A 22,668-nucleotide genomic window follows, 5' to 3' on the forward strand; every position below is an offset into this window, starting at 1 on the left:
TCATGTGGTGTCCAAGTGTTTCGCTGACGGTGTGGGCCAATGCCTGGCATGCCGGCCTGGCCGCACCCGACGATGTCCTCGATGCGCTATCGCCGTGGGCACCAAGGCATTCCATTGCCGCTTACGACGCCGTGGCGGCCAGCCGGACGGGGCTGCCGTGGCCCGACCTGACCAACTACGGCGGCGTCACGTTGCTGCAGACGCTGCGGCACGCGGCCGGCGCCGCGCGCTCGGAGCCGGCCCTGAACCTGGTACTGCCCGTACCCGGGGATGTCCGTGGACTGACCCCCGGCACCCAGTTCCAGCAGGACGCCGTCGACATGGGCGAAGCCGTCGTCGTCACCTCCAACTACGGCGAGGCCGTCGGGCTGGTCCCCGATTTCGAATACGAGGACGACACCGACGACGCCGAGGTCAAGGCCCTGTCCTGGACGGTGTACTCGCTGCCCAGCGCTCCCGTGGCCGGCCACTTCGACCTCGGCGAAGAGGAGTACCGCCTGCGCGACGCGGTTCGGTCGGCGGCCGACGCCCTCGGCCGCCTGCGGGCCGAACCCGGTTCGGACATCGAGGATCCGCGCGAGATGGTCGAGCAGCTGCTCGAGGCCGGGCACCTGCACAAGCTGCCGGACCACGCGCCCACCCGCGCGGTGCGGGTGCTCGAGACCGCGGCCCACATCGACGCGATCATCACGGTCAGCGCCGGGCTGGCGCCCATCGGCCTGCAGAGCGCATCGGAGATGCAGATCGCCACCGAGGCCATGCGGCCCCTGACCGACATCGTGCGCTCGGCCCGGCTGGCCGCCGTGACGGCCATCCTGCACTCGGCCTGGGAGCGGTAGGACCGGTCAGTCGCCGCAGCAGCCCGGCAGACACGATGCGCCGTTGATGCTGCAGCCGTGCCCGGGCACCGGCTCCGGGCCCTCGACCCGCGCCGGCGCCGCACCCGTGCGCAGTTCGTCGACCAGCGACGCGGCCAGCCGCGCGTACCGCGGGTCGGCATTGGGAGTTGCGGTGCGCACCAACGTGATTCCGGCGTCGGCCGCCTGCTGGGCGAGCTCGCTGTCGAGGTCCCACACCACCTCGATGTGGTCGGCGACGAATCCGATGGGACACACCACGACAGCTGTGGTGCCCGCGTCCCCGAGCGCGGCGAGATGGTCGGCGACGTCAGGTTCCAACCACGGCACCTGCGGCGGGCCGGACCGTGACTGCCACACCAGGTCGTAGTCGCCCACCCCGACGGCCTGAGCGACCAGACGCGCCGCGTACGCCACCTGCCGGCTGTACAGCCGCGGTCCGTACCGTTCGTCGGCGGCCACCGGTATGGAGTGCGCCGTGAACACCAGGCGCGCGCCCGCAGGCGCGGAATGCAATGCCTGCGAGACGAATTCGGAGTACATCTCGACGAAAAGCGGATGGTCGAAGTACTGCCTCAGCTTCACCAGCTCCGGCGCCTGCGGCCCCGCCGCAGCCCTGCCGCGCGCGATGTCCTCGACATACTGCCGGCAGCTCGAGTAGCCGCCCCACGCCGACGTGGTGAACACCGCTGCCCGGCGAACTCCGTTGTCCCGCATGGCGATGACGGTGTCCTCGACGTACGGCTCCCAGTTACGGTTGCCGAAATACACCGGCAGATCCGGCATCGCCGCCTCGAGCTCCGAGATCAAGGCGCGGTTGATGCCGTTGATCGGCGACACGCCACCGAAATGCAGGTAGTGCTCGGCCACTTCGTCGAGCCGCGCCGGCGGGATGTTGCGTCCGCGGGTGACGTTCTCCAGGAACGGGCGGACGTCGTCGGGACCCTCGGGTCCGCCGAACGACAACAGCAGCAGTGCGTCGAAATCCACGGGTTTGTCCCCTCCTCAGACGCGAAACGGCGTCCCGGCAGTCGAAACCTGCTGGAACGCCGTTTCGGCGGAAAACAAATCGAATCAGAGCAGCTGGGTGCTGGCGCCACCGTCGGCGTAGATGATCGAGCCGGTGGTCGCGGGCAGCCATTCGGACAGCAACGCACAGACGGTCTTGGCGACCGGCGTCGGGTCCTTCATGTTCCAGCCGATCGGCGCGCGCTGGTCCCAGCCCTCTTCGAGCAGCTGCATCTGCTGGCCGGCCTCGTCGCCGAGGGCACCGCCGACGATGGCGCTCATGGCCAGGGTCCGGATGGGGCCTGCCGCAACGAGATTGGAGCGCACGCCGTACTTGCCGGCCTCGCGCGCGACGAACCGGTTGACCGACTCGAGGGCGCTCTTGGCGACCGTCATCCAGTTGTAGGCGGGCATGGCGCGGGTCGGGTCGAAGTCCATGCCGACGATGCCGCCGCCTTCGTTCATGATCGGCAGCAGGGCCTTGGCCAGCGAGGCGTACGAGTAGGCCGAGATGTGGATGCCCTTGGCGACGTCCTCGTAGGGTGCGTCGAAGAACGGGTTGATGCCCATGCCGCTCTGCGGCATGAAGCCGATGGAGTGCACGACGCCGTCGAGCTTGTTGCCCGCGCCGATCACCTCGGTGACGCGCTCACCGAGCGAGGCCAGGTGCTCCTCGTTCTGCACGTCGAGCTCCAGCAGCGGCGCCGGGTTCGGCAGCCGGTCGGCGATGCGCTGGATGAGCTTCATCCGGTCGAAGCCGGTGAGCACCAGCTCGGCGCCCTGTTCCTGGGCGACCTTCGCGATGTGGAACGCGATGGACGAGTCGGTGATGATCCCGGTGACGAGGATCCGCTTGCCTTCGAGCAAACCTGCCATTGTGCTGACTCCTTTAAACGAAAGTTCTGCTAAGCCAAAGAATTCGGGTCAGTGACCCATGCCCATGCCGCCGTCGACCGGGATGACCGCACCGGCGATGTAGCCGGCGTCCTCGGACGCCAGGAAGCTGACGGCACCGGCGACCTCTTCGGCCGTGCCGACGCGCTTGGCCGGGATGAACTCCAGCGCACCTTCCTGGATGCGCTCATCGAGGGCACGCGTCATCTCGGTGTCGATGTAGCCGGGGGCGACGACGTTGGCGGTGACGCCGGCCTTGGAGAGCTCGCGCGAGATGGAGCGCGCCATACCGATCAGGCCGGCCTTGGCGGCGGCGTAGTTGGCCTGGTTGCCGATGCCCCACATGCCCGAGACCGAGCCGATGTAGATGATGCGGCCGAAACGCTTGCGCTGCATGCTGCGCGACGCGCGCTGGGTGACGCGGAACGCGCCGGTGAGGTTGGCGTCGATGACCTCGGTGAACCGCTCCTCGGTCATGCGCATCAGGAACGCGTCCTTGGAGATACCGGCGTTGGACACCAGCACCTCGACCGGGCCCTGGTGCTCTTCGACCTCTTTGAACGCCCGGTCGACGGCCTCGGCGTCGGTCACGTCACACACGACGCCGAACAGGCCCTCGGGCGCACCGGAACCGCGGTGGGTCACCGCGACCTTGTGGCCGTCGGCGGCCAGACGCTGCGCGATGGCCAGGCCGATACCCCGGTTACCACCGGTGACCAGCACGGAACGGGAAACGAAGGCCGGACGGCCGGCTGCGGGCGTGGCGGCACCCTCGGTGGCAACAGTGTCACTCATGCTGGTCAACTTATCGTCTCGGCCGGTGCACGCCTAAATCGGCACGCTGCGGCGAGCCGCACAACGGTCTGTGCACGCGTTGTCCGCTCAGCGCGCCGCCATGGCGCCGCGGCGACGGTTCGCCACGAACCGGACGACGTCGGCGATCCAGTCCCGGTCGGTGCGCAGCGTCAGCAGCGGGGCATCGCATCGGCGCAGTGTGCGAGCCACTTCGTCGCGGTGCGCCTGGGCGGCGCGGGCGAAGTCGTCCCGAAGTTGCTCATCGATGGTGAATTCCTTGGTGATGCCGGACTCGGCGTCCTGCAGCACCACGTCCCCGACGGCCGGCAGCTCCACGTCGCGCGGGTCGATGATCTCGATGCCCAGCACCTCGTGGCGCCCGGAGATGGCCCGCAGTGGGCGCATCCAGTTGATCGGGCCGAGGAAGTCACTGATGATCACGGCCATGCCGCGGCGGCGCTCCGGCCGGCGCAGCGCGTCGATGGCGGCGGCCAGGTCACCACGGACCCCGGCCGGGGCCTTGGGTGTGGTGGCGATGGCGCGCAGCAGCTCCTGCTCGTGCAACCGGCCGGACAGTGCGGGCACCCGGCGGACGGTGTCGCCGTTGGAGATGATCGCGCCGAGCCGGTTGCCACCACCGCTGTTGAGGAACGCGATGGAGGCCGCCGCGGCGACCGCCAGATCACGCTTCTCGCAGCCGGCGGTGCCGAAGTCCAGGCTCGCCGACATGTCGACGACCAGCCAGGTCTCCAGCTCCCGGTCGGCGATCATCTGCCGCACGTGCGGATGCGTCGTACGGGCCGTGACGGACCAGTCCATCCGGCGGACGTCGTCGCCGGGCTGGTAGAGCCGGGACTCCCCCGGCTCGGAACCCGGCCCGGGGATCAGACCCTGGTGGTCGCCGTGGAGGACACCGTCCAGCTTGCGCCGGACGGTGAGCTCCAGCTTGCGCAGGGCGGCCGACAGTTCGGGATCGCGAATCTGGCCGCGCTGCAGTGACGGCAGATCGACGGACCGGCCGGTCTGCGGCGAAGCCGAACGATCAGACCCGGGGGCGGTCACCGACCAGAGGCCCCAGCTGCGCCGGCCATCACGGGCGGAACCGAATGTCCTTGCTGCGGAATGGCATTCACCTGCGGCAGCGCGACCGTCTGCAGGATGCGGTTGACGACGGTCTCGGCGGAGATCTCGTCGGCGAGCGCGTCGTAGGTGAGCACGAGGCGGTGCCGCAGCACGTCCGGGATGACCTCGACGACGTCCTGCGGGATGACGTAGTCACGGCCACGCACCAGCGCCAGCGCACGGGAGGCACTGATGATGCCCAGCGAGGCGCGCGGCGAGGCGCCGTAGGCGATCCACGCCTTGGCGTCGGGCATACCGAACTTCTCCGGCTCGCGGGTGGCGGTCACGATGCGCACCACGTAGTCGACGAGCGCGTGGTGCACGAAGGTGTTGGCGGCCACGTCCTGCAGGCGCAGCAGGTCCTCGGTGGTGAGGATCTGCTTGGGCTCCGGCGGCTTGACGCCCATCCGGTAGATGATCTCGCGCTCTTCCTCGGGCGACGGGTAGCCGACGTTGAGCTTGAACAGGAAGCGGTCGCGCTGCGCCTCGGGCAGCTGGTAGACGCCCTCCTGCTCGATGGGGTTCTGGGTCGCCATGACCAGGAACGGGCTGGGCAGCGGGAACGTCTTGCCGCCGATGGAGATCTTGCGCTCGGCCATGACCTCCAGCAGCGCCGACTGCACCTTGGCGGGTGCGCGGTTGATCTCGTCGGCGAGCAGGAAGTTGACCATCACCGGGCCGAGCTCGATGTCGAACTCTTCCTTGCCGACGCGGTAGATGCGGGTACCGACGATGTCGGTGGGCACCAGGTCGGGGGTGAACTGGATGCGGGCGAACGAGCCGCCGACCACCTTGGCGAAGGTCTCCACGGCGAGGGTCTTGGCGACACCCGGGACACCTTCGAGGAGGACGTGGCCCTTGGCCAGCAGGCCGACCAGCATGCGCTCGACCAGCTGGTCCTGGCCGACGATGATGCGCTTGACCTCGAAGATGGCGCGCTCGAGGGTGTGCACCTCGGACTGCAACGAGCCGCTGACGGGCTGCTGCGCGGCGGGGGCGGCGTGCGCCCCGGGCGGGTAACCCTGTGTGGGTGCCGGGCCTGGGTAGCCTCCGGCGCCGTCGGGCGGCCCACTCGGTGACGTCATCTAGCTTCCTCCCACAATTGTTTCGGCCGGGTGTCCGGCGCAAAATCGCTGGTCTAGCGGGTAGCCGCCAATATAGCGGCGCGCCCGGAGTCAACTATTCCAGGCGGCTGCGTATCCGTCGACGTTGCCACGACGGACTTAGGTGATTATCAGGTCTCGATGATGCGGGACAGGTGCGGCGACATGCCGGCCGTCCGGACCGGACTGACCGTCACCTTGCCCGCGCTGCCGGACGCCTCCAGCATCTTCCCGTTGCCGAGGTAGATCGTGACGTGCTGGCTGCCGCCGGGGCCGTAGAAGATCAGGTCGCCGCGCTTGGCCTGCGACGGCGGGATGGCGCGCCCGGTGTTGTACTGGTCGCCCGAGTACTTGGGGATCTGCACGCCGACACCGGCGTAGGCGTAGCGGGTGAAACCCGAACAGTCGTAGCCGATCTTGCCGGCGTCGTAGTCCACGCCGGGGCCGGGACCGGTCAGGGTGCCGCCGCCCCACGAGTACGGGACGCCCATCTGGGAGCCGCCGCGCCGGATGACGTATTCGATGGCCTGCTTACCGCCGACGCGGCCGCCCGGCATCATCGTGGCGCTGCCGCCGCCACCGCCGCTGGGCTTGCCGCCCAGGCCCAGGCTCGACAGGAAGCTCTGGCCGAGGTTCTGGGTGGTCTGCAGGGCCAGCTGGCTGGCCTGGAACGTCGCGTTGGCGATGGCCACCGGGTCACCGGGCGCGCCGGAGCTGGGTTTCGCAGGCAAGGTCGGATCCCAGCCGCCGTCGGGGTCGGCAACCGCACTCGGCGCAGGCCCGAACGCGAGCGCCAGCGCCAGCGCGCCCACGCCCGCGAGGAGGTCTCTCCGGTGAAATTCCTTGCCCTGCAATGCAATAACCCCTGTATCAGTATTCGATGTAACGGATCACGTACGGCGTCATGCCGCTGGTTCGTACGGGCGACACCTTGACGTTGGAACCGGTGTAGGGCGCTTCGAGCATCTGCCCGTTGCCGAGGTACAGGGTCACGTGCTGGCTGCCACCCGGGCCGTAGAAGATGACGTCCCCGCGGCGGGCCTGCGATGTCGGGATCTTGCGGCCCGCCTCATATTGGTTGCCGGAGTAGTGCGGCAGTTTGATGCCGACGCCGGCGAAGGCGTAGAGGATCAGACCCGAGCAGTCGAAGCCGACGGTGCCGGCACCCGAGTCGATGCCCGTGCTGGGACCGGCGGCGGTGCCGCCGCCCCATGAGTACGGCACGCCGATCTGCGACATGGCGCGCTTGATGACGTATTCCGAGGCCTGCTTTCCGTACACGCGCGGGATGGCGCCGTTGGTGTATCCCGACTTGGTGACGGTGGCGGGCACCAGGCCGAGCTTCTGCAGGAAGCTGTGGCCCATCTGCTGGGTGACCTGTGCCGAGGTCGCGGTCATGCCGAGCACGTTGTTGATGACGGCGATCGGGTCACCGGGGATGTTGGCGCTCGGAATCTTGGGCAGGGTCGGGTCCCAGCCGCCGTCGTCCCACTTGCGGGGGCCGGCCGCGGCGGGCGCGCCGTCCCAGTTGTCGGCATACCGGCCGGGGTCGGCCGCCGGAGTTCCGGACGCCGGGGCGCTCGCGGCCCACTGCGTGCGCGCGGCGTTGAGCTTGGCCTGCGCCGCGTCGCGCTGGCTGACCAATTGGTCCAACTGGGTCTGCTGGTCGGCGAACGTGGTCCGGGCGTCGGTCAGGGCCTTGACCGCGTCGTCCTGCCTGGCCTGGGCATCTTTGACGGCCTGGTCGGCCTTCTGCTTGGCAAGTCGGGCGGCGGATTCGCGGTTGGCCAGTTCGGTCCGGCTGCGCTGCAGATCGGCGATGGCCTCCTGTGAGCTGATGGTCAGCGCCTGGCCGGTGGCGGCGGTGTTGATCATCTCGCCGGGATCGGTCGCGGTCAGGTAGGACGCGGACGGCCCGTTGATGTACGCCGCCTCGGCGTACTTGTCGAAGTGCGCCTGGGCGGCGGCGATGGCCGCGTTGGCGTCCTTAAGACCGGTCTGGCTGGTGTCGATGTCCTGCTGGGCGGTCGCGGCGTCGTCCCGGGCGGTCTGCACGTCGGCGATCGCCTTGTTGACCGATTCCTGCCGGGTCTGGATGGCGGCGCCGAGGTCCTGCAGTTTCTGGTTGGCATTGGCGAGTTCGGTGACCAGGGCGGCGATCTCGCTGCTGCCGGGTTGGGCCGACGCGATACCGGAGGCGAAGACGGACGCGGTCATGACACCGAATACGAGCGACCCGGTGCCGACGCGACTGCCCAGCCGGGTGGCCAGCCCACCGGTGAAGGGCCGAATGCTGCGTCCCATTGACTCAGGTCTCCTAAGGCTCCAGCGCGCTGGTGCCCGCCTAAGGCAAAAGCGGGCTCGATCCGTTGGTCCCGTAAGTCGCAGAAATCACAAATCATCACAACTGCAACAAGCGGTACCAACTGCACCGTACGTCACAGGTTGCACAAATGAAACGTTAGTAACAAACCACACCGTTGTAATTGAAAAAGGTGTGACCGAATAGTGATATTCGAATTCGCGGCGCCCCGCGCGCAGCTACCGAGATGCGGGCGCGGCGGCGTCCTGCGGCGCCGCAGCCGCGGCCGCTTTCCGGGCCCGGACCTGCAGAAACCGGGTGCCCACGGCAGCCGCCACCACGCCGAGGATGACCACCACAGTGAACGACGTCCAGGGAAATATCGGGGTTTCCAGCTGGCTCACAAAATTCTTCGAGTTCTGCACAACGCTCGGTGTCTTCGCGAGATCCTGACCGGCCTCCAACAGCGACCTGTCATAGGTCGGGCTGACCGAGCCGGCGAAGCCGGGACTGAGGGTCAGCACCGTCGACTCGGGGTACACCCGGCCCACGTCCGCGGCGATGTCGCGCAGCGGGGTGTCGATGCCCGGACTCGTCGGCAGCACCACGATCTTGAGGTCGATGCCCTTGGCGTGGGCGTCGGCGACGACCTGACGCAGGGCGGCGGCCTCCTGCGCGGCCTCGGCCGCCTGCTTCGCCTCCTGCGGCGTGGCCGGCGTCTTGGCGGGCGCGATGCCCGGCGCGCTGACCCCACCGTCACGCACCTGCGTGATCACTGTCGCCATACACACGTCGACAGGGGTCTTGGCCGGGTCCTGCCCGACCGTGGCGCAGACGTCCGGCGGAATGAATGCCGCGAAAGTTGTCACGCGGCAAACGGTACTGGAATTTCCTCGAACTCCCTGACGGCGCACCCGGAACCCGACAAGACTGTAGCCACCCCCTGGGCGCTCATAGGACAAGCGTACTGTTAGGGTAGCAACGCGCCGCTGACACAGCCCGTCGCGGCGAGATCTAGCCGGGAGTTGATGTGAGCAGCAATTCATTTGGAGCCCGTGACACGCTCGTTGTCGGGGAAAACAGCTACGAGATTTTCCGCCTCGACGCGGTTCCGGGTACCGAGAAGCTTCCCTACAGCCTCAAGGTGCTTGCGGAGAACCTGCTGCGCACCGAAGACGGCGCCAACATCACCAAGGATCACATCCTGGCCCTGGCCAACTGGGATCCGTCGGCCGAGCCGAGCATCGAAATCCAGTTCACCCCGGCCCGTGTGATCATGCAGGACTTCACCGGCGTGCCCTGCGTCGTCGACCTGGCCACCATGCGTGAGGCCGTCACCGCCCTCGGCGGCGACCCCAACAAGGTCAACCCGCTCTCACCCGCCGAGATGGTCATCGACCACTCCGTCATCCTCGACGTGTTCGGCACCGCCGACGCCTACGAGAAGAACGTCGCCCTCGAGTACGAGCGCAACGCCGAGCGTTACCAGTTCCTGCGCTGGGGCCAGGGCGCCTTCGACGACTTCAAGGTCGTCCCGCCGGGCACCGGCATCGTCCACCAGGTCAACATCGAGTACCTGGCCCGCACCGTCATGGTCCGTAACGGCCAGGCCTACCCCGACACCTGTGTGGGTACCGACAGCCACACCACCATGGAGAACGGCCTGGGCGTGCTGGGCTGGGGCGTCGGCGGTATCGAGGCCGAGGCCGCCATGCTGGGCCAGCCCGTCTCGATGCTGATCCCCCGCGTCGTCGGCTTCAAGCTGACCGGCGAAATCCAGCCGGGCGTCACCGCCACCGACGTGGTGCTGACCGTCACCGACATGCTGCGCAAGCACGGCGTCGTCGGCAAGTTCGTCGAGTTCTACGGCAAGGGCGTCGCCGAGGTGCCGCTGGCCAACCGCGCCACCCTGGGCAACATGAGCCCCGAGTTCGGCTCGACCTGTGCGATCTTCCCGATCGACGAAGAGACCATCAACTACCTGCGCCTGACCGGCCGCACCGACGAGCAGCTGGCGCTGGTCGAGGCCTACGCCAAGACCCAGGGCATGTGGCACGACGCCGACCGCGAGCCGGCCTTCTCGGAGTACCTCGAGCTGGACCTGTCGACGGTCGTGCCGTCGATCGCCGGCCCGAAGCGCCCGCAGGACCGAATCCTGTTGTCGGAGAGCAAGATCGCGTTCCGTAAGGACATCCACAACTACGTCGAGGAGCAGCACCCGGCGCCCGAGACCAAGCTCGACGAGGCCGTTGCGGAGTCGTTCCCGGCTTCCGACCCGGCCGCCCTGTCGTTCGCGGACGACGGTGCCGTCAACGTCCAGTCCGCCGCCAACGGCGCCGAGGGCCGCCCGAGCAAGCCGGTGCGCGTCAAGGGCGAGCGCGGCGAGTTCATCCTCGACCACGGCGCCGTCGCGGTCGCGGGTATCACCTCCTGCACCAACACCTCCAACCCGTCGGTCATGATCGGTGCCGCCCTGCTGGCCCGCAACGCCGTCGAGAAGGGCCTGTCCAGCAAGCCGTGGGTCAAGACCAACATGGCCCCGGGCAGCCAGGTCGTCACCGACTACTACGAGAAGGCCGGCCTGTGGCCGTACCTGGAGAAGCTGGGCTTCTACCTGGGTGGCTACGGCTGCACCACGTGCATCGGTAACACCGGCCCGCTGCCGGAGGAGATCTCCAAGGCCGTCAACGAAGAGGACCTGACCGTCACCGCGGTGCTCTCCGGTAACCGCAACTTCGAGGGCCGCATCTCCCCCGACGTCAAGATGAACTACCTGGCCTCGCCGCCGCTGGTCATCGCCTACGCCCTCGCCGGCACCATGGACTTCGACTTCGAGACGGACTCCCTCGGCAAGGACACCGACGGCAACGACGTCTTCCTGCGCGACATCTGGCCGTCGGCTCAGGAGATCGACGACACCATCAAGAGCGCGATCAGCCAGGACATGTTCCGCAAGTCCTACGCCGACGTGTTCAAGGGCGACGACAACTGGCGCAACCTGCCGACCCCGGACGGCGACACCTTCGCGTGGGACGACGCCTCGACCTACGTCCGCAAGGCGCCGTACTTCGACGGTATGGAGCTCGAGCCGGCACCGGTCTCGGACATCAAGGGCGCCCGCGTCATGGCGCTGCTGGGTGACTCGGTGACCACCGACCACATCAGCCCGGCCGGCCCGATCAAGCCGGGTACCCCGGCCGCCGACTACCTGGACGCGCACGGCGTGGCCCGCAAGGACTACAACTCGCTGGGCAGCCGTCGTGGCAACCACGAGGTCATGGTCCGCGGCACCTTCGCCAACATCCGCCTGCAGAACCGGATCCTCGACACCATCGGCCTGGAGGGCACGCAGGGTGGCTACACCCGCGACTTCACGCAGGAAGGTGGCCCGAAGGAGTTCATCTACAACGCGTGCATGAACTACCAGAAGGCCGGCATCCCGCTGGTCGTCCTGGGCGGCAAGGAATACGGCTCGGGCAGCTCGCGTGACTGGGCCGCCAAGGGCACCACGCTGCTGGGCGTCAAGGCCGTCATCACCGAGTCGTTCGAACGCATCCACCGCTCCAACCTGATCGGCATGGGCGTCATCCCGCTGCAGTTCCCGGCGGGCGAGAGCGCCAAGTCGCTGGGCCTGGACGGCACCGAGACCTTCGACATCACCGGCATCGAGGAGCTCAACGCCGGCAAGACGCCGAAGACGGTGCACGTGACCGCCACCAAGGAGGACGGCACCAAGGTCGAGTTCGAGGCCGTGGTCCGCATCGACACCCCCGGTGAGGCCGACTACTACCGCAACGGCGGCATCCTGCAGTACGTGCTGCGCAACATGCTGCGGTCGGGTAGCGAGGCCTGATAGCTGGCTGATTCGGTTGGGCAGCCCCTGGACATACGAGGGCGCTGCCCAACCGAACGCCAGTAGGAGTCCTGGTGCCCAAAGTTAGCGACGACCATCTCGCCGCCCGTCGAGCGCAGATCCTCGACGGTGCCCGACGCTGTTTTTCCGAGTTCGGGTACGAAGGTGCGACCGTGCGGCTTCTCGAAGAAGCCACCGCGATGTCGCGCGGCGCGATCTTCCATCACTTCCGCGACAAGGACGCGCTGTTCTTCGCGCTCGCCGAGGAGGACGGCGAGCGGATGGCCGAGACCGTCGAGAAGGACGGCCTCGTACAGGTCATGCGCAACATGCTGGCCAAGCCGGAGAACTACCAGTGGCTGGGCACCCGGCTGGAGATCGCCCGGCGGCTCCGCACCGACGCCGAGTTCCGCGCCGAGTGGCAGCAGCGCTACGAGGAACTCAACCAGGCCACCATCGCGCGCCTGGAACGCAAGAAGGCCGCCGGCACCCTGCGTGACGACGTGCCCACCGAAGTGCTGCACATCTATCTCGACCTGGTGCTCGACGGCCTCATCGCGCGGCTCGCGTCGGGTCAGACCGGCGAGGATCTGAGCGCCGTGCTCGACATCGTCGAGGCGTCCGTGCGGCGCAAGCCCTAGCTAGCGGTTCGCGCTCATCACCGACAGCAGCTCGTAACCGACGTGCGCGGCGGCGATGCCCGTCAGCTCGGCATGGTCGTAGGCCGGTGACACCTCGACGATGTCGGCGCCGACGACGTTCAGCCCGGTCAGCGAGCGCAGCGAATGCAGCAGTTCACGCGACGTCAGTCCGCCGGCCTCCGGGGTGCCGGTCCCGGGCGCGTGCGCCGGGTCGAGCACGTCGATGTCGACCGACACGTAGACCGGACCACCGGCCAGCCGCTTGACCATGCGCTCGCGCACGCTGGCCAGACCGTCGACCTGGTAGTCGTCGGAGCGGATCACCTGGAAGCCGAGGATCGCGTCGTCCTCGAGGTCCTTCTTGCTGTACAGCGGACCGCGGATGCCCATGTGCAGTGAACGCTCCATGTCGATGAGGCCCTCTTCGCTGGCCCGCCGGAACGGGGTGCCGTGCGTGTAGGCGGCGCCGAAGTAGGTGTCCCAGGTGTCCAGGTGGGCGTCGAAATGCAGCACGGCGATGGGGCCGTGGTCACGGTGCAGCGACCGCAGGATCGGCAGCGCGATGGTGTGGTCGCCGCCGAGCGTGAGCACGGCACTGCCGTCCTTGCGCAGCGCCGTCACCTCGGAGTCGATGGTCTCGATGGCCTCGCTGATGTTGAACGGGTTGACGCCGATGTCACCGGCGTCGGCGACCTGCTGATTGGCGAACGGCGACACGTCGAGGGCCTGGTTGTACGGCCGCAGCAGTTTGGACGCGGCACGGATGTGCCCGGGGCCGAACCGCGCGCCCGGACGGTAGGACACCCCCGAGTCGAACGGGACGCCGAGGATCGTGACGTCGGGCGACGAGACCTGGTCCAGACGCGGTACCCGGGCGAAGGTCGCCGGTTCGGCGTAGCGCGGGAACCGGCTGGCGTCGACCTGGCCGATGATCTCGCGGCCGTCGGGCGCGGTGGTCGTGATGTACCGGTCGAAGCTCATCAGTTCTCCAAAGTCGTGGCGTGTGGCTTGGGTCTCATTGTTTCCGGCAGTAGAATTATTGTCAACCTTTGTTTCCTAGGAGGAAAACGTGGGCGGTTCGCCGGCAACGCAACTAACGATCGCCGCACGGTTGAAGGCCGCCCGCAGCGCCAAGCGCATGACCCTCGACGAGCTCGCCGCGGCCAGCGGCGTGACCAAGGGCTACCTCTCGAAGGTCGAACGCGGCCAGTCCAACGCGTCCGTCGCCGCGCTCATCCGCATCTGCGAAGCGCTCGAACTCCAGGTCGGATCCCTGTTCGACGAGACGCCCGTCGGTGAGGTGGTCCGCGCCGGCGAGTACCCGCGCATCGAGTTCGGCGGCACCCACATGACCGAATTCCAGCTCACGCCGACGGGCGAGCGACGGTTCCAGGTCCTGATGAGCGACATCGCGCCCGGCGGCGGCAGCGGGACCGACACCTACTCGCTGCCGGCCGAGGTCGAGTTCGCCATGGTGATCGAGGGCCGGCTGCACATCGACTTCGTCGAGGGCAACGGCAGCCGCATCACCCTCGACCGCGGCGATGCCCTGACGTTCGAGGCCGACCGCCCGCACGCCTTCCACGCCGACGCACAGTCCGGCGCGAAGGTGTTGTGGGTGCTGACGCCGGCCCTGGCGCACCGGCGCCTGGCCGAGGCCGCCGAGTAAACCGCCTACGCGGCGGTCAGCTCCTGACGACTGCGCTCGACGGCGGCATGCTCGGGCGCCAGGTCCACACCACGGGTCAGGACGTAGTACGCCACGCCGGACACCGCCAGCCCGACGAGGAACGAGATATCCACTCCCCCAAGCATCTTGGCGACCGGCCCCTCATAGAAGTGCAGTGAGATGAACGGCACCATCGACACCATGCCGACGAGGTACGCCGCCAGTCCGCGCCATGACCACCGGCCGTAGATGCCGTCGGGCCGGAAGATGTCGACGATCGAATAGTGCCCGCGCCGAACGAAATAGAAGTCGACGAGGTTGACGGCCGTCCACGGGATCAGGAAGTACAGCATCAGCAGCACGAAGGTGTTGAACGACTCGAGGTAACCCTCGGGCAGCGACAGCGCGACGACGAACGCGACGAACGACGTGAGCGCGATGCCGATCACCCGCAGGCGCACGGTCGGCGTGATGGGCCGGAAGGCGTCCAGGGCGCTCATGCTCGTCAGGCTGGCGCCGTAGGCGTTGACGGACATGATGGTCACCAGGGCGATCGACGCCACCACGACGGTGAAAGTGCCGAAGCCGGGCAGTAATTGGTTGCCGACGGTCTGGATCGAGACGATCGCGTCCGGCGTCGGCAGCGCCGATGCCAGCACCGCGCCGAGCGACATCAGCCACACCGACGAACCCGCGGCACCCAGATAGGTCCACCAGATGACGTGCTTGGCCGAGGTGTTCTCCGGCAGGTACCGCGAGTAGTCGGACACGTACACCGCATACGAGATCTGATATCCGGCCGCCGCGGCGAACTGCATCAGGAACACCGTCAGCGAGAACTTGCCGCCGTCGGGAACCGCGGCGTTGAGATGCAGGGTCGACAACGCGTAGACGGTGAGGACACCGAACACCACGATCAGCAGGTACGTCAGCCACCGCTGCACGACCATCATCAGGTCGAAGCCGACGACGGCGATGACGATCGCCGCGACCATCAGCCCGAGATACCAGAGCCAGTTCGGGCCCGCGAAGACCGTCTTGAAGCCCGACGTGGCGAGGATCGTGTTGAAGACGTTGAAGCCGATGTACACGAAGACGACGGCGACGAACGGGACGAGCGCGCCCCGCGAGCCGAACTGCGCGCGCGACTGGATCATCTGCGGCAGGCCCATCGTGGGGCCCTGGTTGGCGTGGAAGCACATGAAGAGCGTCCCGAAGCAGGCGCCTGCGACCGCCGCGAGCACCGACCACCCGGCGGACAGGCCGTTGGCCGGCCCGAGGAAGCCCGTCACCATCGTGGTCAACACGAAGTTCCCGGTGAACCAGAACGGCGCCTGGTGGTGCACCTTGCCCCTGCGTTCGCCGGTCGGAATCCAGTCGATGGACCGGGTCTCGATTGCGCCTGCCATGGCATCCCCTTTGATGTGGCTCAGATCACTGGCCCTAGGGTAGGCATTTCCGACCGCCAAAGGCAACAATTGTTTCCTAGTTCACTCCACATGTTGACAGATGGGAGTGACGTACCGCACTCTGTTACGCGAGTCACAAATCTCGTGGCGCGCCCTCCTCTCCACGGAGCTCCCCTTGGCCATCACCGAGGCCCCACGGCCGGGCATTCTGCGCGCCATGAGCGCACAAAAATCCGTCGACGACATCGTCGCCGCCAACGAAACGCCCGACGGCCCGCACCTCAAGCGCTCGATGGGTTTCATCCATCTGACCGCCCTGTCCATCGGCGCGACGCTCGGCACCGGAATCTTCGTCATTCTCGGCGCCGCGGTCCCGAAAGCCGGCCCGGCCGTCCTGATCTCGTTCATCCTCGCCGCCGTCACCGCACTGTTCTCGGCGCTGTCGTACGCCGAACTGGCAGGCACCATCCCCGTCTCCGGCAGCTCCTACTCCTACGCCTACGCCACCCTCGGCGAATTCTGGGCCTGGGTGTGCGGCTGGTGTCTCATGCTCGAGTACGGCGTCTCGGTCGCTGCCGTGGCCGTCGGCTGGGGCGGCTACATCAACACACTGCTCCACCAGTTGTTCGGCATCGAGCTTCCCGCCACCATCACCGGCGCGCCGGGCGAAGGCGGTGTCATCAACCTGCCCGCCATCACGATCGTGGTCCTCGCGTCGATCCTGCTGCTCAAGGGCGCGTCCGAGTCGGCCGCCGTCAACACCGCGATGGTGGTCCTCAAGTGCGTCGTGCTGGTGTTCTTCTGCGCCGTCGCCTTCACCGCGTTCAAGGCCGGCAACCTCACCCCGTTCATGCCCCTGGGTTTCCTCGGCGTCTCCGCCGCCGCCTCGCAGGTCTTCTTCTCCTACATCGGCTTCGATGCGGCATCCACCGCGGGCAACGAGGCCAAAGATCCGAAGCGGGATCTGCCGCGCGCCATCATGGCCTCACTGCTGATCGTGACGGTGCTGTACCTCGCCGTCGCGCTCGCCGCTCTCGGCGCGATGAGCTGGACCAAGTTCAGCGCCGACGAAGGCGCCACCCTGGCCGTCGCACTCAGTGGCATCACCACCAGCAATGTGCCGGCCATCATCCTGTCGATCGGTGCCGTCATCGCGATCGCCAGCGTCGTCCTCGCCGTCCAGTACGGGCAGACCCGCATCCTCTACACCATGGCCGTCGACGGCCTGGTGCCCGCGCTGTTCGCCAAGATCAACCCGCGGACCTTCGTGCCGACCTGGAACATCGTCATCTGCGGTGTCGTCGTGTCGCTGCTGGCCGGCTTCGTGTCGCTGGGTGAGCTGGCCAACGCCACCTCGATCGGCTGCCTCTTCGCCTTCGCGCTGGTCAACATCGCCGTCATCATCCTGCGGCGCACACGCCCCGATCTGCACCGCACGTTCCGGTTGCGACTGTTCCCCGTCGCACCGGTACTGGGATTCCTGTTCTGCTGTTACCTGATGTGGGCGCTGCCCATCGCGACGTGGATCGCGTTCGGCATCTGGGGTGCCCTCGGCCTGGCGGTCTACTTCGGCTACAGCATTCGCAGGTCCAAGCTGCGAGTGGACGCTGCGTAGATGATCACCGTCGGCATGTTCCAAGGTCCGCAGGAATCCGGGACCGTCGCCGAGAACCTCGCCGCCATCGCGGCGGCGGCGCAGCAGGCCGCCGCTGCCGGCTGCCAGATCATCGTCACACCGGAGATGTCGGCCACCGGCTACAACATCGGCACCGAGATCGCCGCACGCGCCGAACCCGCCGACGGCCCGATCTTCCAAGCAGTCCGGAAGATCGCGGGCGACAACGGAATCGCCGTCGTCTACGGGTATCCCGAGGCGGGACCGGAGAAGCCGTACAACAGCGTCCAGGTCGTCGGCCCGGACGGCGAAGCCCTCGCCAACTACCGCAAGACGCACCTGTACGGCTTCGACCGCGACCACTTCACCCCCGGTTCGCAGTGGGTCACCCAGTTCGAACTCGACGGCGTCACCTGCGGACTGCTGATCTGCTACGACATCGAATTCCCCGAGAACGCGCGCGCCCACGCCGACGCCGGCACCCAGTGGCTCGTCGTCCCCACCGGACTCATGGAGCCGTGGAGTTTCGTTGCGACACACATCGTTCCGGCCCGCGCCTACGAGAGCCAGCTGTTCCTGTCGTACGTCAACCGCACGGGGTTCGAGAACGGCCTCGAGTACTGCGGACTGAGCTGCACCATCGCGCCCGACACGACCGAACTGAGTCGCGGTGGCCGCACCGAGGAACTGCTCGTCACCCATATCGATCCCGCCGCGGTGGCCGTGTCCCGCGCCGTCAACACCCATCTCGGCGATCGCCGCCGAGATCTCTACCAGGAGAACCAGACCCGATGACCGTCCCCCAGCCCATCGAAGAGACGCAGCTGTCGGAGACCGGACCACGGTCGTCCGACAAGCCGATCACCATGTTCGGTCCCGACTTCCCGTTCGCCTACGACGACTACGTGTCCTCCGCCGACGGCCTCGGTGAGATCCCGGCCGACCGGCACGGCACCGAGGTCGCGATCGTCGGCGCCGGCTGCGCTGGCATCACCGCCGCCTACGAGCTCATGAAGATGGGCCTGAAACCCGTTGTCTACGAGGCGGATCAGATCGGCGGCCGCATGCGGTCCATCCCCTTCGAGCAGGCCCCGGACGCGGTGGCCGAAATGGGATCGATGCGGTTCCCACCCACGTCCACGACGCTGTACCAGTACTTCGACAAGGTCGGCATCGAAACGTTCGAGTTCCCCAACCCGCTGTCGGCGGCGGCGCCCAGCACCGTCGTCGACCTCAAGGGCAAGACGTACTACGCCGAGCAACTCGCCGACCTGCCGCAGGCCTTCACCGACGTCGCCGACGCGTGGCGCCAGACGCTCGAGGACGGCGCCGACCTGCACGCGATCCAGAACGCCATCCGCGAGCGCGACACGCAGGCCCTGAAGTCGGCGTGGGGCAAGCTCGTTCGCGAACTCGACGACGAGACGTTCTGGGGCTTCCTGACCAAGTCGCACCACTTCAAGTCGTTCGAGTTGCGCGAGATCTTCGGCAAGGTCGGCTTCGGCACGGGCGGCTGGGACACCGACTACCCGAGCTCGATGCTCGAAATCCTGCGTGTGGTGCTCACCGAGGCCGACGACAACCACCGCGGCGTGGTCGGCGGTTCGCAGCAGCTGCCCCTGCGGTTGTGGAAGCGCTCCCCGCAGCGCCTCGCCCACTGGCCGGCCGGCACCACGCTCGAATCGCTGCACGGCGGCCGGACCCGGGGCGCCGTCACCGACATCCGGCGGACGTATCCCAACCGCTACACCATCACCGACGCCGACGGGGAGACCCGCACCTACGACGCCGTCATCGTCACCGCCCAATCGTGGATGCTGCTCAACAACATTCGCTGCGACGACGACCTGTTCCCGTCCAACGTGTGGTCGGCCATCGAGCAGACGCACTACATGGGTTCGTCGAAGGTGTTCGTGTTGGTCGACCGCCCGTTCTGGAAGGACAAGGACGCCCAGGGCCGCGACGTCATGTCGATGACACTGACCGACCGGATGAGCCGCGGCACCTATCTGCTCGACCAGGGACTCGACGCCGACGGCAACGAGAAGCCCGGCGTCATCTGCCTGTCGTACACGTGGGAGGACGACTCCCGGAAGATCGTGCCGCTGAGCGCAACCGAGCGCATGGACCTGATGCTCAAGTCGCTACAGGCCATCTACCCCAACGTCGACATCCGCAGCCACATCATCGAGACGCCCAAGACGGTGTCATGGGAAACCGAGCGCAACTTCATGGGTGCGTTCAAGGCGAACCTGCCGGGCCACTACCGCTACCAGGAGCTGTTGTACACGCACTTCATGCAGCGTGATCTCGACCCGCGGCATCGCGGCATCTACCTGGCGGGCGACGACATCTCGTGGACCGCGGGCTGGGCGGAAGGCGCGATCACGACGGCGCTGAACGCGGTGTGGGCCGTGATGGACCAGTTCGGCGGGTCGACGTCACCGACGAACCCCGGCCCGGGCGACGTCTTCGACATGATCGCCCCGGTCCGGCTGACCGACGAAATCTAGGGCGCGCCAGCGGGTTACACCGCGACGGTCCGTGCGCGGCGAAAGCGGCTGGGCCGCAGCGGGGTTCAGGCGATCTTGCGGCTGCGGTGATTCGGGCCGCCGCGGCTGCGCATGACCGCGCCGGACTGCACCAGCATGCTGTGCACCGACCCATAGGATTTTCCGGACGTGGCCACCAATGACCTGATACTGGCGCCGCTCTCGTAGGCGTTACGCAGCTGGGTCATCATCTGGTCGCGAGATGCCTTGGATTGCCTCATCGCCGGTCCCCTGACTCTCCCCCGGCGGTATACCGGGCTGACGGGAATCAGCGTAAGAACCGCAGTCGCTCGGCGCGGGCGATTCGGTGAATCAGGTCAGGCCAATTCGATGAGATCGCGGTAGGTGTCCGACCAGAAGTCCTCGGTGGCGTCCGGCAGCAGCAGCACGCGCTGCGGGTTGAGCGCCTCGGCCGCGCCCGGGTCGTGCGTCACGAGCACCACCGAACCGGCGTAACTGCGCAGCGCGTCGAGCACCTGCTCGCGCGACGCCGGGTCGAGGTTGTTGGTCGGCTCGTCGAGCAGCAGCACGTTGGCGGTCGAGGCGACCAGACCGGCCAGGGCCAGTCGGGTCTTCTCACCGCCGGACAGCGTCCCGGCCGGCTGATCCAGCTGCGGGCCGGTGAACATGAACGCGCCCAACAGGCCACGCAGATCCTGCTCGCCGGTGTCCGGGGCGGCGTGCCGGATGTTCTCCCACACCGTCGCCGCGTTGTCGAGGGTGTCGTGCTCCTGCGCGAAATAACCGATCTTGAGGCCGTAACCGGGTTCGATACCGCCGGCGTCGGGCTTCTCCACACCGGCCAGCAGGCGCAGCAGCGTCGTCTTGCCGGCACCGTTGAGGCCCAGGACGACGACGCGCGAACCCCGGTCGATCGCGAGGTCGACGCCGGTGAAGATCTCCAGCGAGCCGTAGGTCTTGGTCAGGCCCTTGACGATCAGCGGGGTCTTGCCGCACGGCGCCGGCGTCGGGAACTTGATCTTCGCGACCTTGTCGGCCACCCGCTCGGCATCGAGCTCGGCGATCATGCGCTCGGCACGGCGCAACATGTTCTGTGCCGCAACAGCTTTCGTGGCCTTCGCGCCCATCTTGGCGGCCTGCGCGCGCAACGCGCTGGCCTTCTTCTCGGCGTTCGCGCGCTCGCGGCGGCGGCGCTGCTCGTCGGTCGCGCGGGCATCGAGGTACTTCTGCCAGCCCATGTTGTAGACGTCGGCCTCGCCGCGCACGGCGTCGAGGAACCACACGCGGTTCACCACGTCGGCGAGCAGTTCGACGTCGTGGCTGATCACCACGAGGCCCCCGGTGTGGCTCTGCAGGAACGTGCGCAGCCAGCCGATGGAGTCGGCGTCGAGGTGGTTGGTCGGCTCGTCGAGCAGGAGCGTGGTGTTCGAGCCAGAGCCCTCGGACGCCGCGAACAGGATGCGGGCCAACTCGATACGGCGGCGCTGTCCACCGGACAGGGTGCGCAGCGGCTGCGTCAGCACCCGGTCCGGCAGGCCCAGACTGGCGCAGATGCGGCCGGCATCACTCTCGGCGGCGTACCCGCCGAGGGCCGAAAACCGTTCCTCCAGAACACCGTAGCGGCGCACTGCCTTGTCGCGGGCGGCGTCGTCGACGACCTCGGCCATGATGGCCTGCTGCTTCTCCAGGTCGGCCAGCAGCGTGTCCAGGCCGCGGGCCGAGAGCACCCGGTCGCGGGCCAGGACGTCCAGATCGCCTTCCTTCGGATCCTGCGGCAGGTAACCGATTTCACCGATCCGCTCGACCGTTCCCGCATAGGGCTGGCCTTCGCCGGCCAGGATGCGCAGCGTCGTGGTCTTGCCGGCACCGTTGCGGCCGACCAGACCGATGCGGTCGCCCGGCTGGATGCGCAGCGCCGAACCCTCGAAGGACAGCAGCGTGCGCGCTCCGGCGCGGACCTCCAGGTCCGTTGCGGTGATCACGCTGCTGCCTCCTTAGGTGTGCCGGGCGCTCCGGGCCGGCTTATTTGTCGTCTGTGAAGACCGCGGGTCGTTTCTCGGCGCGCGCGGCAACCGCCTCTTCGAAGTTGGCGGTGAGCAGTCGGATGAAGAGCTGACCCAGGCCTTCGGCCTGCATATGGCTCTCCAGACTACCGGCGTCCAGTCCACTCCAGAGAGTCCGCTTGGTCAATTCAATTCCCGGGCGGGAGAACGAACCGATGCGCTCGGCCATGTCGAAGCAGGTTTGCAGGAGCTGATCGTCGGCGACGGTCCGCGAGACCAGACCGATCCGCTCGGCCTCCGCCGAGTCGATGTCCCGGCCGGTGAGCATCACCTCGAACGCCCGCGACGTGCCGATGGCCCGCGGCAGCAGATAGGACAGGCCCAGTTCGCTGGCCGTCAGACCGTTGTTGATGCCCGCGGCCCGGAAGTAGGCACCCGCGCCGGCGACACGGATGTCGCACGCCAGCGCCAGGCACAGGCCGCCGCCGATCGCTGCGCCATTCACGGCCGCGATGACGGGTTGATGCAGCTTACGCAGGGCAAGGATGACGTCGTCGAGCACTTCCATGGAGCGCAACGCGAACGTCGGCCGGGTCAGCCCCGCGACGTGCGGCACCGCGCCCGCCGACTTGTGGTCGGCGCCGGAGGAGAACCCACGGCCGGCCCCGGTCAGGACGACCGCGCGCACGTCGTTGTCGTGGGTGATCTCGTCAAGCGCCGCCTTGAGCGGGACCATGACGTCGAAGGCCATGGAGTTCATCCGCTCGGGGCGGTTGAGGGTGACCAGTGCCACGCCGGGGCGCGGACGGTCGACGACTACCAGTGGGTTCTGTTCGCTCACGTCCTGCACGCTAGCGGGTGCGCAATGTCACACCCGCCGTCAG

The 22,668-nt window shown here is 67.7% G+C and carries 20 protein-coding genes; 7 read left to right on the forward strand and 13 right to left on the reverse strand.

Going from position 1 to position 22,668, the window contains the following annotated elements:
• The first annotated feature begins 2 nt into the window (after positions 1-2).
• Positions 3-839, forward strand: coding sequence for a hypothetical protein (locus tag VXD91_RS05735; protein WP_135355961.1), 837 nt, complete (start codon positions 3-5; stop codon positions 837-839).
• Positions 840-845: 6 nt separating this feature from the next.
• On the opposite strand, the gene VXD91_RS05740 is transcribed toward VXD91_RS05735, so the two are convergent.
• The 8 genes from VXD91_RS05740 to VXD91_RS05775 all read right to left on the reverse strand — a co-directional run bounded on the left by VXD91_RS05740 (position 846) and on the right by VXD91_RS05775 (position 8,950).
• Complete coding sequence (locus VXD91_RS05740) at positions 846-1,847, reverse strand: ferrochelatase (protein ID WP_346414897.1); 1,002 nt, start codon at positions 1,845-1,847, stop codon at positions 846-848.
• Positions 1,848-1,931: 84 nt separating this feature from the next.
• Positions 1,932-2,741 (reverse strand): NADH-dependent enoyl-ACP reductase InhA, encoded by an 810-nt coding sequence (inhA, locus tag VXD91_RS05745; RefSeq protein ID WP_061000853.1) that lies wholly within the window; start codon positions 2,739-2,741, stop codon positions 1,932-1,934.
• A 48-nt stretch (positions 2,742-2,789) separates the two neighbouring features.
• The gene (fabG1, locus tag VXD91_RS05750; RefSeq protein WP_135355959.1) at positions 2,790-3,554 is read right to left on the reverse strand and encodes a 3-oxoacyl-ACP reductase FabG1; all 765 of its coding nucleotides are present in this window, start codon (positions 3,552-3,554) and stop codon (positions 2,790-2,792) included.
• A gap of 87 nt (positions 3,555-3,641) precedes the next feature.
• The gene (locus tag VXD91_RS05755) at positions 3,642-4,559 is read right to left on the reverse strand and encodes a DUF58 domain-containing protein (protein ID WP_346414904.1); all 918 of its coding nucleotides are present in this window, start codon (positions 4,557-4,559) and stop codon (positions 3,642-3,644) included.
• A gap of 53 nt (positions 4,560-4,612) precedes the next feature.
• Complete coding sequence (locus tag VXD91_RS05760) at positions 4,613-5,761, reverse strand: MoxR family ATPase (RefSeq protein WP_020100548.1); 1,149 nt, start codon at positions 5,759-5,761, stop codon at positions 4,613-4,615.
• Between the two features lie 149 nt (positions 5,762-5,910).
• Complete coding sequence (gene ripB, locus VXD91_RS05765; protein WP_209841001.1) at positions 5,911-6,591, reverse strand: NlpC/P60 family peptidoglycan endopeptidase RipB; 681 nt, start codon at positions 6,589-6,591, stop codon at positions 5,911-5,913.
• A 58-nt stretch (positions 6,592-6,649) separates the two neighbouring features.
• Positions 6,650-8,083, reverse strand: coding sequence for an NlpC/P60 family peptidoglycan endopeptidase RipA (gene ripA / locus VXD91_RS05770; RefSeq protein ID WP_135355956.1), 1,434 nt, complete (start codon positions 8,081-8,083; stop codon positions 6,650-6,652).
• Between the two features lie 237 nt (positions 8,084-8,320).
• A complete protein-coding gene (locus VXD91_RS05775; RefSeq protein WP_135355955.1) occupies positions 8,321-8,950 on the reverse strand; it encodes a DUF6676 family protein in 630 nt (209 codons plus the stop codon).
• A gap of 161 nt (positions 8,951-9,111) precedes the next feature.
• Here VXD91_RS05775 and acnA point away from each other — a divergent pair, with 161 nt between their 5' ends.
• Complete coding sequence (acnA, locus tag VXD91_RS05780; RefSeq protein WP_346414898.1) at positions 9,112-11,934, forward strand: aconitate hydratase AcnA; 2,823 nt, start codon at positions 9,112-9,114, stop codon at positions 11,932-11,934.
• A gap of 74 nt (positions 11,935-12,008) precedes the next feature.
• Positions 12,009-12,575 (forward strand): helix-turn-helix domain-containing protein, encoded by a 567-nt coding sequence (locus VXD91_RS05785; RefSeq protein ID WP_318984594.1) that lies wholly within the window; start codon positions 12,009-12,011, stop codon positions 12,573-12,575.
• On the opposite strand, the gene speB is transcribed toward VXD91_RS05785, so the two are convergent.
• Entirely contained in the window at positions 12,576-13,556 is a 981-nt protein-coding gene (gene speB, locus VXD91_RS05790; protein WP_346414899.1) for an agmatinase, read from the reverse strand.
• An 88-nt stretch (positions 13,557-13,644) separates the two neighbouring features.
• Here speB and VXD91_RS05795 point away from each other — a divergent pair, with 88 nt between their 5' ends.
• A complete protein-coding gene (locus VXD91_RS05795; protein ID WP_318984592.1) occupies positions 13,645-14,244 on the forward strand; it encodes an XRE family transcriptional regulator in 600 nt (199 codons plus the stop codon).
• Positions 14,245-14,249: 5 nt separating this feature from the next.
• On the opposite strand, the gene VXD91_RS05800 is transcribed toward VXD91_RS05795, so the two are convergent.
• Positions 14,250-15,653, reverse strand: a complete 1,404-nt coding sequence (locus tag VXD91_RS05800) for a cytosine permease (RefSeq protein WP_346414900.1) — start codon at positions 15,651-15,653, stop codon at positions 14,250-14,252.
• A 217-nt stretch (positions 15,654-15,870) separates the two neighbouring features.
• Between VXD91_RS05800 and VXD91_RS05805 the strand changes: the two genes are divergently transcribed.
• From VXD91_RS05805 to VXD91_RS05815, 3 genes are read left to right on the forward strand one after another with little or no spacing between them, the layout of a single operon-like run.
• Positions 15,871-17,268, forward strand: a complete 1,398-nt coding sequence (locus tag VXD91_RS05805) for an amino acid permease (RefSeq protein ID WP_346414901.1) — start codon at positions 15,871-15,873, stop codon at positions 17,266-17,268.
• Between the two features lie 3 nt (positions 17,269-17,271).
• The gene (locus VXD91_RS05810; RefSeq protein WP_346414905.1) at positions 17,272-18,063 is read left to right on the forward strand and encodes a carbon-nitrogen hydrolase family protein; all 792 of its coding nucleotides are present in this window, start codon (positions 17,272-17,274) and stop codon (positions 18,061-18,063) included.
• A complete protein-coding gene (locus VXD91_RS05815) occupies positions 18,060-19,781 on the forward strand; it encodes an FAD-dependent oxidoreductase (protein ID WP_346414902.1) in 1,722 nt (573 codons plus the stop codon). The genes VXD91_RS05810 and VXD91_RS05815 overlap by 4 nt, the downstream gene beginning before the upstream one ends.
• A 65-nt stretch (positions 19,782-19,846) precedes the next feature.
• On the opposite strand, the gene VXD91_RS05820 is transcribed toward VXD91_RS05815, so the two are convergent.
• The 3 genes from VXD91_RS05820 to VXD91_RS05830 all read right to left on the reverse strand — a co-directional run bounded on the left by VXD91_RS05820 (position 19,847) and on the right by VXD91_RS05830 (position 22,634).
• Entirely contained in the window at positions 19,847-20,041 is a 195-nt protein-coding gene (locus tag VXD91_RS05820) for a helix-turn-helix domain-containing protein (protein WP_029105025.1), read from the reverse strand.
• A 96-nt stretch (positions 20,042-20,137) separates the two neighbouring features.
• A complete protein-coding gene (locus VXD91_RS05825) occupies positions 20,138-21,763 on the reverse strand; it encodes an ABC-F family ATP-binding cassette domain-containing protein (RefSeq protein WP_318984589.1) in 1,626 nt (541 codons plus the stop codon).
• A gap of 40 nt (positions 21,764-21,803) precedes the next feature.
• Positions 21,804-22,634, reverse strand: coding sequence for an enoyl-CoA hydratase (locus VXD91_RS05830; RefSeq protein WP_346414903.1), 831 nt, complete (start codon positions 22,632-22,634; stop codon positions 21,804-21,806).
• Positions 22,635-22,668: the final 34 nt, after the last annotated feature.

The organism is Mycobacterium sp. SM3041, from assembly GCF_039668335.1.
Taxonomy (GTDB): domain Bacteria; phylum Actinomycetota; class Actinomycetes; order Mycobacteriales; family Mycobacteriaceae; genus Mycobacterium.